Genomic DNA, 14588 nt, shown 5'->3' on the forward strand with positions numbered 1-14588 from the left:
TATGTTGAAAAAGGAAACGCAAAGGGAGAAAGATGTTCACGAATATTTCTCAAAAACGCCGGTTTTTTTCTGTCACCATTATTTTCCGACAATTTTGCCAAAAATCTTTACCCCAAAGTCTGAGCGCTCTGTTGGCAAGGCGCGGTCAACCTTGTTTATTAAGTTTGATTTCTTTCATGAAATACTCAGACCACCCATCTTTTTCATTAGCTTAATTCTACCAGATTATCCCCTTTTTTTGAGATAAAATCTATAATTCTTTATGACGACTTTCGGTTTGTCTGGAATTCGCTATACTGTATTTTAGTTTTAATTCACATTTATTATTGGTCCACTTTAACTTATAATGCTTTTGAAAACGATATATTTAGCGTACGCATTCATGTTTACGCTTTTATTAACCATTTGTAGCAGCACTGCAAGGGCGCAATACAAAGATTCACTATTGCCCAAACAGCTTGACTCTGTTTATATCAACGCACGGTTCAGAGCCAAAGATAAAGCCAGCTTCCAGTCTGCCCGCATGAATATCCCTGACTACGAAAATCCACAGGTAACTGCGAGCGTGGGTAAACGTCTAACTAAAAATAGAAACTACACAACCCAGACGGCGATGCTATCGAATGCGGCGGGTGTAACACCAAGCTGGGCCGGAGTAGCGCCTTACTTTACTGTTCGTGGATTCCGGACGCGGAGCAATTTTAGAAATGGCTTGAATGCTTATTTACAGTATAGTGATGAAAATAGCAATATCCAGCAAATTGATGTGATAAAGGGACCGAGCGGTACTTTGTTTGGAGGAACAAACATGGCTTTTGGCGGACTGATCAATGTACTGACGTATGTACCCGTTGATAGTAGCTTTATGAATTTTTCGCTGGCTACAGGCAATAATGCTTTGCAGCGCATCGGTATCGACCTAAATACGCATTTAGATTCAACCCATAAGTCGCTGTTCAGAATGTTTGGTACCTATACGTCGCACAAGAGTTTTCAGGATGCAGGAATAAACAAAAGTATTTTTCTCGCTCCGAGTTTTAGTTATCAGTTAAGTCCGGATCTTAAGGTGAGGTTAGAAGCAGAATTCTTGCGAAGAAATACGACAAATAGTCCTTTATTTACGCCAGCTAATCCGCTCGTCGGTGGAAGCTTGATCAATGTTGAGCATTCCAGCGGCCTGAATTTGGACTACTTTAAATCTTACACCGACAACACTTTGCTATGGCAAACGTCTTCACTGAATTTTTACGCAAAGATAAGTTACGCCATTTCGCCGGATTGGCAGTCTGAAACAAACTTTGCCGGTACAAACAGTACATCAAGCGGCGATTATCAAACAAATTTATTGGTCAAAAATAATACTGCCGTAGCAAGGAGGGTATTGCACTATGATGAGGAGGGTATGCGTAATTATCAGGTGCAGCAAAACTTTATCGGTCATTTTAATATAGGGGGGCTGGACAATAAATTGCTGGTCGGTCTTGATTACCACCGCTATAGCTATGCTGCAAATTATAAAAATGCCGGTTATGTAGATACGATCTTCATGGCCAATCCTTTGGCCGGAGCAAATTCATTGCATGCAGACCTGATCCGTAATCTTGTGCTTTCTAAACAGCCCAGCAATTCCGTTGCTCCGCAAAATAGTTATTCGGCTTATATCTCAGATGTTATCCATCCAACCGATGCATTGACATTGATGCTCAGTGCGCGGTATGATAGACTGATCAATTTGGGGACGAAAGATTTGCTGACAGGCACGACTACTGCGGATTATAAACAATCAACCATTACCCCAAAGATAGGGTTCACTTATCAGCTTCTTCCAAAAGTGGCGACATTTTTTGGGAATTATATGAGCGGCTTTCAAAATCTCGCGCCGACGAGTACAAATGGTGTTTTGTATAATTTCAAACCGCAATACGGTAGTCAGCTAGAATCTGGCGTCAAAATAGCGGTTCCTGGTAATGCACTTGACTTGACATTGAGTTATTATGCCATCAACGTACGCAACACGGTGATGACAGATCCTAATGATGCCACGAAGTATACACAGGGGGGGCGGCAATATAGCCGCGGTCTGGAGCTTGATATACAGGCAGAACCCTTACCCAATCTCTTTATACATGCAGGTGGCGCGCACAACACAAGCAAAATAACGGTTGCTGACGCAGCGGTAGAGGGGTTGAGACCGGTGAATGCTGGGCCCAAATGGTCTTCCACTTGGTATGTAAGTTATGAACGGCTTCTCGCCAAAGAAAGCAAGTGGAATGTGGGATTCGGGGCGAACTATGTGGGGCGAGATCTAATCATCAACAGCCAAAATGCGGGGAGTTTTTATACCGATGCCTATATCCTTTGTAATGGTAACATTGGTTATGCATACCGCCAACTTAAATGTAATCTGACTGCCGATAATCTATTTGATACTCGGTATTATTATGGGGGAAGAGGCTTTATCACCCCAGGTAACCTGCGCCAGTGTATCTTGTCGATGTCACTGCACTTTTAACGGCTAAATCTAAAGGCAGTGCTCCAATTATTTATAGCATTGATGTTAATTTCTAACCCAGTCAATCACCTAAGCGATTGACTGGGTTAGAAATGAATAGTTGTATGTAGTGCCTTAGCTATCGAGGCTTAAAATAATGCGTTAGAATTTATAAATCGATTAAATGCGATTAGTTATTCAGCTGTAATTTCCCAATAAACGGGCGGCTGTCAACTGTCATTATCGCTTCTTTAATAGAATAGCATAATTGGTAGTTTTCGCTCAGTATTTTTTTGCTCGATTCTATCTTGTCTTTTTCAACCTTATCCACAATCCAAGTTGGGTTTAATGGATCTGAATTAAATTTGGTTATCAATACGGTAAATCCTTCTTTCTGAGCACTGATTAGCGTGTCTTTTGTTATATCTACTATCTTCATAGTGAGACAATATACAAAAAAAATATGAAAGTTCTTGTATCTAAGCCATAAACTATGCTAACGCCATTGTTACAATTGCAGGTAAAGATGCCTAATGTAGTGCGTTTTTCGGTGTAGAATTGCCTCGGAATGGATCAAGATTTCCGCATGTGTTTGCGGTGTGAATAGGATAGTTTAACATTCTAAAAATTTTTATTAATTTAGCATGATATGATAGCGTTGATGGAGAATAAGACTATTGATTTTACCATATTTTTATTTAATGAAATAGTAGGTGTATGCGTGAAGTTAATTGTCATGATGAAAAGATTCATCTTTGTGGTAATATTCAGTCTTTTGGCTATCTATTTATCTTCGAGGATGATAAGTGTGTCGGTGTAAGTGAAAATTGTGCAGTGATTATGGGGGCAGCATGTCCTACGGTGTTAGGTATGACCGTTGAAGCTGTTCTGGATCATGTCGCGCCGTCGTTTGGGCTTCGTGGAGATAAAATTGAACAGGCAGTTTCCCAAAGTCTATTTGCCAGATTTGTCGAGCGTGTGACGATTCATCAGCAAGATTATTTTCTCAGTTTATATCGGTATGACGGAAAAATATATCTTGAGATTGAAGACTGTAATCCCCAAGCCGTAAAGACAACCAAATTATACTACTACGCGAAGCATCTGGAAGATCAACGTGAAGGTAAATCTTGCTGGCAGGCACTGACGGAACTGATAAAGGATATCATCCACTTTGATAGGGTGATGATTTATCGTTTTATGGAGGATAATAGCGGTCAGGTGATTGCGGAAAGCAGGAGCGAGGAATTAGAATCGCTGTTAAACTACCGGTATCCGGAGTTTGATATACCAGCACAGGCTCGGGAACTCTACCGTATCTTCCATGCGCGGCACACGGCTGATGTGGATGAGCGAGCAATTCCAATCCTGGGCAAGGCTGCAGAAAATTTTGATCTGACACGTTGTAGCTTAAGGGCGCTTTCACCCATGCATTTGCAATACCTTAAAAATGCCGGCGTAAAGGCCAGTGCCAGCTTTAGTATCATTGTCGATGATGAACTCTGGGGACTCGTTGCCTGTCAGCATCGGGAGCCTATGCATGTGGATCTCTCGCAGCGCCATTTATGTACATTGCTGACTCAATATGCCGTAAACCGTTACCTTGCAGATTTCCAGAAAGAGCAAGTTCGTATGCATAAAAGCCTGTCTCAGCTGGAGCATAGTTTAAAAAGTGATTTGTTGATTAAACGTGACTTGTATGATGTGTTGGAGAATTATGCAACGCGGATCATGGAGGTCATGAATGGGCAGGGGCTCATCATTAAACGTGATCGTGCGACCATGACTGTCGGTGAGGTGCCTGACAAAAAGATTCTTAAAAAGATCGATGAAGAGATTGGAACTAAGGAGTTTTTCGTCACCAATAGATTTAAGTGTACTGGCTTTGGTGACGATGTGGAGGTTTTTCCCGGTGTCTTGCGTATTAGTATTTTGCCTGTAACGAATTGGTACTTATATATTTTTAGGAAGGAGCGTTTGATTGAAGAAGTATGGGCAGGGAAACCAGAAAAAGTGATGCAGATTGACGCAGAAAAAAAGATCGCTTTTCCTTCGCCACGCACTTCGTTTGAAGCCTGGAAGAAGATTACAAAAGGGAAAGCCGAAAAATGGCGTCCGTCAGAACTTGCTTTTATTGAAAACATTACGCATATCATTCAGCAGTCGATTGCGCAGCGCGGGGGAGAAATTGACAAACTTAACAAGGAACTGGTGCGCTCTAATAATGCTCTTGATACATTTGGGTACACGTTGACCCACGATCTTAAAAATCCATTGACTACCATTCAGCTAACGGCTCAGATGTTGCTGTATAAAAAGGATGTCTCTCGGGAGTTTCTCGAAAAGTCAATGAAAAATATCTTGGAAGGAACGCAACTTATGAATGATATGATGGACAAAGTTTACCAAATGTCTAAGGTAAACCATGTTGACTTTGTCTTTGAGCCGATCAATCCGCGGTCAAAGATTCTTAATATCGTTGAGAATTGCAAGCAGCAATATCAGGTAACCCATTTGGAATTTAAAATGGGACAAACATTACCGATTATGGGGGAGAGAACCTTGATATATCAATTGTTTCTGAATCTTATCGGCAATGCAATAAAATACAGCAGTAAGAAGGAAAATCCAAAAGTCACTGTCAATAGCGTTAGAGAGGGGGATACCGTTCGTTATGATGTAAAAGATAATGGAATTGGTATAGATCTGAAGGAGAGTGAAAGAATTTTTGAAATTTTTGGGCGTATGTCAAATACCGAAGGTTATGAAGGTTCGGGCATTGGTCTATCCATTGTGAAGCAAATTGCTAATAAGCTCAATGCAACGTTACATGTGGAAAGTGAACTTGGCATCGGTACTACTTTTTCAGTCACCTTCAATGATGTTGCTGTAGCTATATAGTGACGATGGATGAGATGATATTTTGAAAAAACGGAAACAATCGCTATTATGTATGGGTTCATAAGGATAATGAGACTTTTTTAGCATCATTACCTTGATAATTTATACCCATTACATAATTATATATGCTGAGTGCCGACAAGATGAGTGAACTGCAATATGCTTTTAAATTAAATCATACCTATTATTTTGACGATTTCGATCATGATGATGAATTTCTAAATGCTGCTCAAAAACTGATTGAAGATAAATGCTTCATAATCGTTTATGGAGCATTTAACGATGGAGATGAAGAGTACAACAAATTATTATTCTTCAATCAGTATTATTTTCCGGCCTCCGAAATAAAAGGGTATTTGAAAAAAGGCGCTTATTTTGCCTTTCGATCGGATCTTTTTAAAGGCTACAGCCTGCGGAACAGATTAAAGGATCTTGGATTTCTGGAATACTCAATGCAGGAATCATTGGTTTTAAAAGACAACGATCACCATCTTATTGCTAAACTCTTCAACCTATTGGTTGAAGAGACCAAAATGCCACAAAGTGAAATTCATTCGACAATAATCGCGTCCTATCTGAATCTATTGTTATACCATATGCAAAGGCTTTACCAACGCTTCATGGAAGATAAATCGGATGAAATTAATGCATTGCAGTGTCAACTCTTAAAGGAGCTGGATACATTTTTCGACCAGGAGCGACGTTGTATGTTAGCGCCACCGACCGCTACATCATTATCGAAAAAACTAAATTGTACAGCACGATTTCTTAATGACATCTCGCTAAAAGTATCGGGAAAGACAGCACAGTATCATATTGAAAATTTTATAGTTGCCGTTGCCAAGCAGCTATTGGCCGAAACGGATCTTTCTGTTGCGGAAATAGCGGAAAGAATGAAGTTTGAGCATCCGCAGTCGCTAACGCGATTGTTCAAAAGAAAAACACAAATTACCCCGCTCGATTTTCGGATTTCCATTATTTGATTAAACAACGCTATCACCAGCGTCGGACGTGGGTGATAGCAATATTTAATAAATAAAGCAGTTGTTTATCCCATAAATTGACTACCTTGTCGAAATCTCAAAGAAAGATGATATAAAAGGTTTGGTAACCAATTATCTGCCCAGCTTAGGTCTATTTTTTTAATTCTCTCCAAGACCATATTTTTCAATCATTGCGGTGTTTATAAACAATCAAAAAATGAAAAAGAAAATTGTTATTTGTGACGATGACGCGCTCATCCTTAACGTATTGGAGCTGGCTTTAAAAAATGAACGAAGCAATGTCTATCTTGTTTCAAAGAGCAGGGAACTTGTGGCCATGGTTGACGAAGTATACCCTGATATTTTAATATTGGATATTGATATGCCTTGGATAGCTGGTGACGATATTGTACGCGAGCTTAGAAATTCGGAGAAACACGCCGATCTTCCGGTAGTCTTGATGTCTGCGAAGTCGCACGGCAAACAGATTGCTTTAGAATGTGGGGCCGACGCCTTTTTGTCCAAACCATTTGAATTGGACGATCTATTCTTATTGGTCGATAAATTGAGTCGACCATCATATCGCTGATATACTATTTGTATTCAATTAAAAAGCACTTTTGATTAAAAGTGCTTCTATAAATTTTAATGAGTATATTTCAACGGCCTATTTAGGGACTAATTCTTCAGTATATTATCAATTTTTTGGGTGATATCTACCAGATCAAAGGGTTTTGCGATAAAACCATTGGCCCCTAAGCCGCTTGCGATCTCTGGTCCATCCACGCTCGCCGAAAGCACGATGATGGGGGTATCTTTAATTTCGGGTGTGCTTCGGATCATCTTGATCAGTTGATCGCCGGAAATTATTGGCATCCAAAGATCCAATAACAATAGGTCCGGCTGATGAGAAATTAATTGCTTCGTCAGGTTGGTACTATTTGATTCGCATATGACATTAAATCCTTCCATATCTAAAAAAAGTTCGAGCATTTCGAGTATCCCTCGGTCATCATCACAGATCATTATCTTTTTAGTCTGCATATTTGTTAGTTATTGTTTACAATGGGTAATGTAAAATTAAAAGTAGATCCTTCCCCCAGCTCACTTTCTACCCACAATGTACCGTTGTGATTGACAATGATCTCGTGCGAAACGTAGAGACCAATGCCCAAACCCGGAAACTTTTTTTGTATATGGCTGACGCGGAAAAATCTTTCGAAAATCTTTAATCTGTCCTGATAGCTTATTCCCATACCGTAATCTCGCACAGAGACCTTTACAAAGTTAGCAACCCTATGAATACTAACTTCAATTTTCTTAGATTCTGGCGAATATTTAATAGCGTTTGATAGCAGATTATTGAGTACTTGGATAATCTGTAGTTCATCACCCTCCACGATACTATCCGAACTGCCTGAAAAATGAATATCAGCGTCAGGCACGGCCAGTCGCATACTCTCTACGGCGTCTTGAATCGTCTTATCGATCTCAAATGGTTCCATGTGCAGTTCCAAATTTCCAGATTGAATTTTAGAAGTATCCAAGAGTTTGGCTATAAGCAGGTTTAGCCGGTCGATATAGGATGCTATTTTATCTAATGTAGAAATATACTTTGGATCTGTATTTTCGACACTGAGCCGCTGTACAATCTGAAAAAGCCCCTTAATCGTTGTCAGTGGCGTTTTGAGCTCGTGGCTTGCGATAGACAAGAAATCATCTTTACGTCGGTCTTGCTCTTTCTTTTCAGTGATATCTTCGATCGCGATGAGGATCCGGTCTTTGTATTTGCCTTCAAATTCAATGCGGTAGGCATTCAGCAACATCACTTTTCGCCCAATATAAGGGAACGTATGATCCACTTCATAATCGATCACTGGATTATTGGTAGGCAGTATCTGTGTAAGCATTTCCTTTAACGAAGCAATATCCCATTGCTGGTTACCCAAGTCAAATAACTGCTTTCCTACAGTTTCCTCTGTAGTGACTTTAAAAGAGTTTAAGAAATGCTTATTTGCGCTCAGAACATCATAATTCGCGTCTAATACCAAGAGACTCTCTCTAACTGTTTCAATAATACTGGATAAAAAACTTTCTTTGTCCTGAAGTTCTTTCGTCCTCTGCTGTATTTTGAGCTCGACATGTGACTTTTCTTCACGAAGATCGTGTTCTGCTTTTTTTCGATCACTGATATCATTTTGAACACCGATAAAATGTGTCACCTGTCCGTCTTCGTTTTTCACGGGGGAAATAAAAAGTTCGTTCCAAAAAAGGGTTCCGTCTTTGCGGTAATTACGAATTTCGATTTTGCACTCTTCACCCCGCAGAATCGCTTCTTTGATAATTCTACGTTCTTCTTGCGAACGATCTTGCGCTTGTAAAAAGCGGCAGTTGTGACCTATTATTTCCTCTTGTGCATAGCCACTGATGGTTTCGAAAGCTTTGTTACAATAAATAATAGGGTTGTCATGCTGCAAATTGTCTGTAATAATAATTCCCGAATAGGCTGAATTCAATGCTTTTAGATAAAGATCTATATCATTGTTCTTGTTCTCACTACGTTGCTTTGCATTGCTGTTTCCGGAAGGATTTTTTCTCATATACTATAGTATACCATGCTTAACCATGGTGCGCGAATTTAATTTTAAAATTCGAAATTAAATGGAAAACTGCAATAACTAATTTGAAATACCGTATAAATGCGGGTGACGACAAAGTTCGTATTGGCACTGCAGAGTAAACTTGAAATTTAACATAACCGATGGGCGGGGCTGAGTAGATTTATGATATTTCATAAGTTTATATGGGTTTTGTTAAATTGTTTATTTTTAGTTTTTTATGTTTAAAAATATTTTTGATTTTAACCGTTGATAATTTTAATTCTATTTCCTTATTGTCGGTCTAGGAATGTCGAAAACCTCTTGGAGACCTTTGTCATGCACTGCCAGAGTGTTGTTATCGTGTTATATTCCTTTTATGAGCAATCCTATTTGAAAAATCATCTAAAACATGAGCCGTACAGCAAATAAATTGAAGGGAATATTTCTTTATAAATATCATATTGTATTGATGTGCAGTGATATGTGTTTTTTATATATACTAAAGGTGTAATATGTGAATTAAGCTGTTGGGTTATTGAGAATAAAAATTATTCCTAAACATAAAGACCTTCTGTATTACGTGACAAGGCAAGTGGACAAGCGGCCAAGGGGTTGAAGTTGGGGGCTAATTTAAAAAAGACATCATAACGTCTTTCTGACGGATTAAATGTAGTTGATGTATGGCGGATATATAAAAAAAGTGCAACGGTTGCCCGGTGCACTTCGCAAGAAGATAAATAGATATCTCCTTGTGTGTTTACTTAATTATGCGATACGTACGTTAACTGCGTTAACACCTTTTTTACCGTTTTCTACATCAAATGTTACACTGTCATTTTCGCGTACTTCGTTGATTAATCCTGATACGTGTACGAAAATGTCATCTCCACCAGCAGCTGGAGTAATAAAACCAAATCCTTTTGTTTGGTTGAAGAATTTAATAGTTCCTTCTTGCATTGTTTTATATATTATATTAAAGTATTCTATAAATAAATTCGCGTTACGATACGGATATCTTAACCCTATTCAATCGATTTGTTTGCAAGAAATGATGTTTGTAGTTTAATGTGCTTGGGTATATTCAAGTTCAAAAAGGTACTTCACCTATTATTTTGACAACAAAAATTACTTCTGAAGATGCGAAACTGAGCGGGAAGTGTTATAACTTTTCGATTTCAGAGAAGCAAATTGAGCCGATTATCTTCCAAATATAACTATAAAATATTATTAAACATAGTATTTATGAGCCTATTATTAAAATGAATGAGTAATTCCGCGATTAGGCCATTCTAAAGTAGGTTTTACAGACAAAATAAATTTGCACATCCATTTTTTTAAACTTGATATAGGAAAGCATTTATATTCATTCCAGCACCTACCGAAGCAAATAGGATGATATCGCCTTCATGTATCGATTGATCTTCAATCTCGCCTCGTTTGATGAGATCATATAGTGTCGGGATGGTTGCGACGCTACTGTTTCCCAAGCTATGGATAGTCATTGGCATGACATCGGCTGGGACCGTCATATTGTACAATGCGTAAAATCTTTTGAGAATGGCTTCATCCATTTTTTCATTGGCTTGGTGGATCAGTACTTTTTTTATCGCTCTGATATCGATACTAGCATTTTGAAGGCAAGCTTGCATGGCCAAAGGAACTTTGCTGAGGGCAAACTCATAAATCTTGCGTCCCTTCATCTTAATATATCGCGTTTCCGTATGCTGCTCATGCTGGTATGAAGGTCCAAAATTAAGGTAGTCGGATTCCTCAATGGCGTACGTTGCACTTTCAAAGGCCAAGAGGCCACGGCTGTCATGGGTTGCTTCGACAATTACCGCGCCGGCACCGTCTGCGTAAATCATAGAATCTCGATCAAAAGGATCAGTCACACGTGATAGCGTTTCTGCACCAATAACGAGACAGCGCTTTGCCATCCCTGATTTGATAAAAGCATTGGCATGCAGAACACCCTCATTCCAGCCGGGGCAACCAAATAATAAATCATAAGCGACGCATTTGGGATTGCTGATACCAAGTTTTTTCTTCACTCTGCTCGCTAGGCATGGTACTGTATCTGACTGGATTTTACCATATGGAATATCACCATAATTGTGGGCTAAGATAATATAGTCTAGTGTTTCTGCATCAATACCCGCATCATCAATGGCAAGTTGACCGGCTTTAAAAGCTAGATCGGAAGCGACTTGGTTAGCATCGGCGTAGCGACGCTCTTCAATTCCGGTAATTGCTTTGAATTTTTCGATGACTAGTTGAGACTGTTTAAATGGTAGCCCGTTCTCATCCAAAAAAAGATGATTTTTAAAGTAATCGTTTTTAATGCGATTTGATGGGACGAAGCTGCCCGATCCGATGATCTTAATATTCATAATATTTTCCTTTGTAGGCCTTGAACGGATTTAAATACTGTTAACTACGCTGATTTCTTGTGATCGCTACATGCATATTTCTAACGTTTTATTTTTTATCGTTATTAATATACTAAATATTGTCGGAATGGGACTAATTTTGTCTTGAACACCATTCTAATAGGGGCTTGTATAAAGATTCCATATCTTTGTTTTTATTGTCTTTATAGCGGCTAAACAATTCGGCGTTAAATTCATCTGCTTTAGGAAATCCTTTTTTGTTCACCATCATATCATTGACGTTTTCGACAATCTGTCCAAATAGATCATAATCTTCGCCAAATTTGTCATAACAATACAAAATGAATAGTCCCCAAGTTAGGTATTCGTCGAACACTTTGACCGGACTTGGGTAATGGACTGTACTTTTATTCGATGCATCTATCCAGAATTCCCGGTTGTTAAATATGGTATCAATCTGTTTTTTATTTTTTTCACTCAGAGGTCCGACGTAGTTATGGTCTATTTCTGTGAAAATGATCCGGGTATTTATTGCTTTCTTAAATTTGGGACTCCAAGATTCGTCTTCACGAAGCGTGGGCAGAAAAAGTAATATTTCTTTGAATCCTTTATATTTGAAGGTGTGTGTTGCATTCATCCCGGCAATGAGGGGCGATGTCAATATACGATAACTGTTGATTTTGTAATTGAATCTTTTTTCTAACCATTCTTTCTGTTCGGCAATGGAAGCATATTCTTCATAGGCGGCGCGAAGACTATCGTAGTAGGGTTTATGCTGTTTATAAAATGCCCGGTATCCAGATTTTCTAATAAACTCTTCCAGTTCTTTTTTATAAGCCGGAATGGGGTTTGATTTGATCTGGTAATTTCCAACTCCTTTTGCCGGAAAAATATAGATGTTCGTCGGTATTAGTTCATCGTCTTTGAACTTGAAGCCATAAACATTTGCTGCTAAAAGAAAATAATTCGTTAAATTCTCTCGCAGTTGTTGGTCAAATTTCTTCACTATAGGTAGATCCGAAAATGCCGTAAAATGTGATTTGACCTCTTCAAAATATTCGGTATTCTGTTTGGTCATGTTTGGATTTTCTTTTCCAAAGTCCGTTATTGAAAAGATAATATAAACGAGTTCCTGTGCTTCATTGATTTCCACAGTTGTCTTGCCATCGTTATGCGCAATATAGGCATTGCTAAAATCCACCTCGCGTTGTTGACATAGGGCCAGATTCCAGGTTAAGATAAAACTTGTTAAAACTAAAATTAGATTTCTTTTCATTGTATTGTTGCTTTTACACGATTATTGACGGTATACCTTCCATGCTTCAGCCTTTATATGCCCGGCGGAGTTGTAAACAATTATGGATTCTCATTATTATATGAAATATTCCACCATGCAATTATAGGGAGATTTCTGCTGTCTTTTAAATAAAATTTGTTCAAGTAAGAATGAATTGCGCGATGTGGAGTGCTTGTGTATCTGGTTTTTTTAATTTAATATTGATTTTAACTTAATATTGAAGAAATCTTGTGCTTTTAATTTTGACATCGCAATGGAACATGTTCAGCCAATCAAATCTTCCAATCAGAAAAGTTTTAATATCGTATACGATAAGTACCATCGACAGATCTTCGGTTTTGTACTCAAGCGTACGCAATCGGACTATATCGCACAGGAGGTCACACAGCTGACCTTTATTAAACTCTGGAACCAAAGAGAGCGACTTGACGATCAGCTTAGTATCTTGGTACAGTTATTTGGGATGGCGCGGCAGGTGATGATCGACTTATTGCGTAAAGAGGCAACAAGGTTTAAATATGAGGGACAGGCCGCTGCAACTCCTTTTACAGACAGTTTGATCCGTGCGATAGAAAACAAAGAACTTTTGCGTATGATGGAAAAGGATATTCAGAACATGCCCAAAATGCGTCGTAAAGTTTTTGAAATGAGCCGTAAGGAAGGTCTTTCCCATAAAGAGATTGCGGCCCAATTTTCTATTTCCACAAAGACGGTGGAACAGCATATCAGTAAAGCACTTCTTCAGCTCAAACAACATCTTTATTCCATCATGCTCTAGGTTCGGCAACTTTAAATGTCGCTTTCCTATATTAAATAATTGTTAAGCACTAAGGGATGTCGTGCCGACCTGCGTAATAGTAGTATGAAGCATGACGAAAAGCAGCATCAGATTAAAAAGCAGATCTGGAAAATGCCCTTCGTGGTAGACGAAATTTTCAAGGACGAGGAATGGGGGCAATTTGATAGTACAGCGATGGAGGACGTTGTACCCACAGATGCGATGAAATCGCAGATTCAAGATGCCATTCAAGACGAGGAAGATGCACAGGGTCGCAAGGTTTTACGGCGGTATCGGTTGATCAAGATGCTTCGATACAGTGCTGCGGCGGCAATTATCGTTTTCTTTCCCTTCCATTTTGTCACATGGTGGACGCAAGATTCAGTTCCGCAGCCTTTTGAACAGCTGTCTGCAGCTAATCCGGTTGTAGAAGCTACAGATATGGCGTGGATTTCGAAAGAAAATAGAAATCTCCAGAGTATAGTTCTAGATCTACCTGATGGATCTCATGTGCGTTTATTCGCACAAAGTCAAATTCGCTATGTGAAAGATTTTGCTGACAATGCCCGCGACATTGAACTTGTGGGTAAAGCATACTTTGATGTGGCTTCAGATCCAAAACGTCCATTTTCAGTACTTGCCAATGGTACTAAAACGACGGCGCTCGGTACATCCTTTACGATTAATACCAAATTAAAACATCAAACTGTGACTGTTGCACTGCATACCGGTAAGGTGCTTGTTTCGTCCCTGAGCGATCATTTCAAAAACGTGTTTCTGGATGGCCCAGGTCAAAATCTGACCGTTTATAAAGGCGGAACAACCCGATTGGACGCCGTGCATAAAGAAAAACCAATAAAAGTACCAGACTTCGCTGTACCTGATTTATTAAATCTTAAAAACACGCCAATGTCCGCTTTGATATTGGGTTTAGAAACAGCATTCAAGAAGCAGATTCATTTGGGGGACAAGAGTATAGCGGCTATTCACTATACTGGTGAGATTGATGTACAGCAAAATTCCTTGAAAGATATCTTGACAACCATCTGTCTAATCAATGAATTGCGCTTTGTCGCCAATGCGGACGGCAGCTACACGCTTTACAAGCAGGAAAATACGATTACCGAACATCTAAACAATTAACAAAT

The 14588-nt window shown here is 39.1% G+C and carries 12 protein-coding genes; 6 read left to right on the top strand and 6 right to left on the bottom strand.

The window, feature by feature from the left end; all coding sequences use genetic code 11:
* The first annotated feature begins 382 nt into the window (after positions 1 to 382).
* Positions 383 to 2512 (top strand): TonB-dependent siderophore receptor, encoded by a 2130-nt coding sequence (locus B3E00_RS00545; protein WP_293936236.1) that lies wholly within the window; start codon positions 383 to 385, stop codon positions 2510 to 2512.
* A 169-nt stretch (positions 2513 to 2681) separates the two neighbouring features.
* Here B3E00_RS00545 and B3E00_RS00550 read toward each other — a convergent pair whose 3' ends face one another.
* On the bottom strand, positions 2682 to 2930 hold the full coding sequence (locus tag B3E00_RS00550) for a hypothetical protein (RefSeq protein ID WP_209579862.1): 249 nt from the start codon (positions 2928 to 2930) through the stop codon (positions 2682 to 2684).
* A gap of 278 nt (positions 2931 to 3208) precedes the next feature.
* Here B3E00_RS00550 and B3E00_RS00555 point away from each other — a divergent pair, with 278 nt between their 5' ends.
* The 3 genes from B3E00_RS00555 (at position 3209) to B3E00_RS00565 (ending at position 6964) form a co-directional block, all read left to right on the top strand.
* Positions 3209 to 5392 (top strand): ATP-binding protein, encoded by a 2184-nt coding sequence (locus B3E00_RS00555; protein WP_293936238.1) that lies wholly within the window; start codon positions 3209 to 3211, stop codon positions 5390 to 5392.
* A gap of 125 nt (positions 5393 to 5517) precedes the next feature.
* On the top strand, positions 5518 to 6375 hold the full coding sequence (locus B3E00_RS00560) for a helix-turn-helix domain-containing protein (protein ID WP_293880375.1): 858 nt from the start codon (positions 5518 to 5520) through the stop codon (positions 6373 to 6375).
* Between the two features lie 217 nt (positions 6376 to 6592).
* Positions 6593 to 6964 carry a response regulator gene (locus tag B3E00_RS00565; protein WP_293936240.1) on the top strand — a complete coding sequence of 124 codons (372 nt, stop codon included), beginning with the start codon at positions 6593 to 6595 and terminating at the stop codon, positions 6962 to 6964.
* A gap of 89 nt (positions 6965 to 7053) precedes the next feature.
* Here the strand turns inward: B3E00_RS00565 and B3E00_RS00570 are convergent, their stop codons facing one another.
* The 5 genes from B3E00_RS00570 to B3E00_RS00590 all read right to left on the bottom strand — a co-directional run bounded on the left by B3E00_RS00570 (position 7054) and on the right by B3E00_RS00590 (position 12641).
* On the bottom strand, positions 7054 to 7419 hold the full coding sequence (locus B3E00_RS00570) for a response regulator (RefSeq protein ID WP_209579874.1): 366 nt from the start codon (positions 7417 to 7419) through the stop codon (positions 7054 to 7056).
* Between the two features lie 5 nt (positions 7420 to 7424).
* Positions 7425 to 8975, bottom strand: a complete 1551-nt coding sequence (locus B3E00_RS00575; RefSeq protein WP_293881294.1) for a PAS domain-containing sensor histidine kinase — start codon at positions 8973 to 8975, stop codon at positions 7425 to 7427.
* A 765-nt stretch (positions 8976 to 9740) separates the two neighbouring features.
* Entirely contained in the window at positions 9741 to 9932 is a 192-nt protein-coding gene (locus B3E00_RS00580) for a cold-shock protein (RefSeq protein ID WP_046676064.1), read from the bottom strand.
* 377 nt (positions 9933 to 10309) lie between these two features.
* Positions 10310 to 11365 (bottom strand): 3-oxoacyl-ACP synthase III family protein, encoded by a 1056-nt coding sequence (locus B3E00_RS00585; protein ID WP_293936241.1) that lies wholly within the window; start codon positions 11363 to 11365, stop codon positions 10310 to 10312.
* A gap of 133 nt (positions 11366 to 11498) precedes the next feature.
* Positions 11499 to 12641 carry a DUF4932 domain-containing protein gene (locus tag B3E00_RS00590; RefSeq protein WP_293887385.1) on the bottom strand — a complete coding sequence of 381 codons (1143 nt, stop codon included), beginning with the start codon at positions 12639 to 12641 and terminating at the stop codon, positions 11499 to 11501.
* Positions 12642 to 12915: 274 nt separating this feature from the next.
* Here B3E00_RS00590 and B3E00_RS00595 point away from each other — a divergent pair, with 274 nt between their 5' ends.
* Positions 12916 to 13440 carry an RNA polymerase sigma factor gene (locus tag B3E00_RS00595; protein ID WP_293887386.1) on the top strand — a complete coding sequence of 175 codons (525 nt, stop codon included), beginning with the start codon at positions 12916 to 12918 and terminating at the stop codon, positions 13438 to 13440.
* 84 nt (positions 13441 to 13524) lie between these two features.
* Positions 13525 to 14583 carry a FecR family protein gene (locus B3E00_RS00600; RefSeq protein ID WP_293887387.1) on the top strand — a complete coding sequence of 353 codons (1059 nt, stop codon included), beginning with the start codon at positions 13525 to 13527 and terminating at the stop codon, positions 14581 to 14583.
* Positions 14584 to 14588 lie beyond the last annotated feature (5 nt).

This window comes from Sphingobacterium sp. UBA5996, assembly GCF_002429765.1.
Lineage (GTDB): Bacteria > Bacteroidota > Bacteroidia > Sphingobacteriales > Sphingobacteriaceae > Sphingobacterium.

Bases quoted from the DNA above. Each gene is read 5' to 3' on its own strand.
- B3E00_RS00545 (WP_293936236.1), top strand. From the start codon at position 383: ATGTTTACGCTTTTATTAACCATTTGTAGCAGCACTGCAAGGGCGCAA.
- B3E00_RS00550 (WP_209579862.1), bottom strand. From the start codon at position 2,930: ATGAAGATAGTAGATATAACAAAAGACACGCTAATCAGTGCTCAGAAA.
- B3E00_RS00555 (WP_293936238.1), top strand. From the start codon at position 3,209: ATGCGTGAAGTTAATTGTCATGATGAAAAGATTCATCTTTGTGGTAAT.
- B3E00_RS00560 (WP_293880375.1), top strand. From the start codon at position 5,518: ATGCTGAGTGCCGACAAGATGAGTGAACTGCAATATGCTTTTAAATTA.
- B3E00_RS00565 (WP_293936240.1), top strand. From the start codon at position 6,593: ATGAAAAAGAAAATTGTTATTTGTGACGATGACGCGCTCATCCTTAAC.
- B3E00_RS00570 (WP_209579874.1), bottom strand. From the start codon at position 7,419: ATGCAGACTAAAAAGATAATGATCTGTGATGATGACCGAGGGATACTC.
- B3E00_RS00575 (WP_293881294.1), bottom strand. From the start codon at position 8,975: ATGAGAAAAAATCCTTCCGGAAACAGCAATGCAAAGCAACGTAGTGAG.
- B3E00_RS00580 (WP_046676064.1), bottom strand. From the start codon at position 9,932: ATGCAAGAAGGAACTATTAAATTCTTCAACCAAACAAAAGGATTTGGT.
- B3E00_RS00585 (WP_293936241.1), bottom strand. From the start codon at position 11,365: ATGAATATTAAGATCATCGGATCGGGCAGCTTCGTCCCATCAAATCGC.
- B3E00_RS00590 (WP_293887385.1), bottom strand. From the start codon at position 12,641: ATGAAAAGAAATCTAATTTTAGTTTTAACAAGTTTTATCTTAACCTGG.
- B3E00_RS00595 (WP_293887386.1), top strand. From the start codon at position 12,916: ATGGAACATGTTCAGCCAATCAAATCTTCCAATCAGAAAAGTTTTAAT.
- B3E00_RS00600 (WP_293887387.1), top strand. From the start codon at position 13,525: ATGAAGCATGACGAAAAGCAGCATCAGATTAAAAAGCAGATCTGGAAA.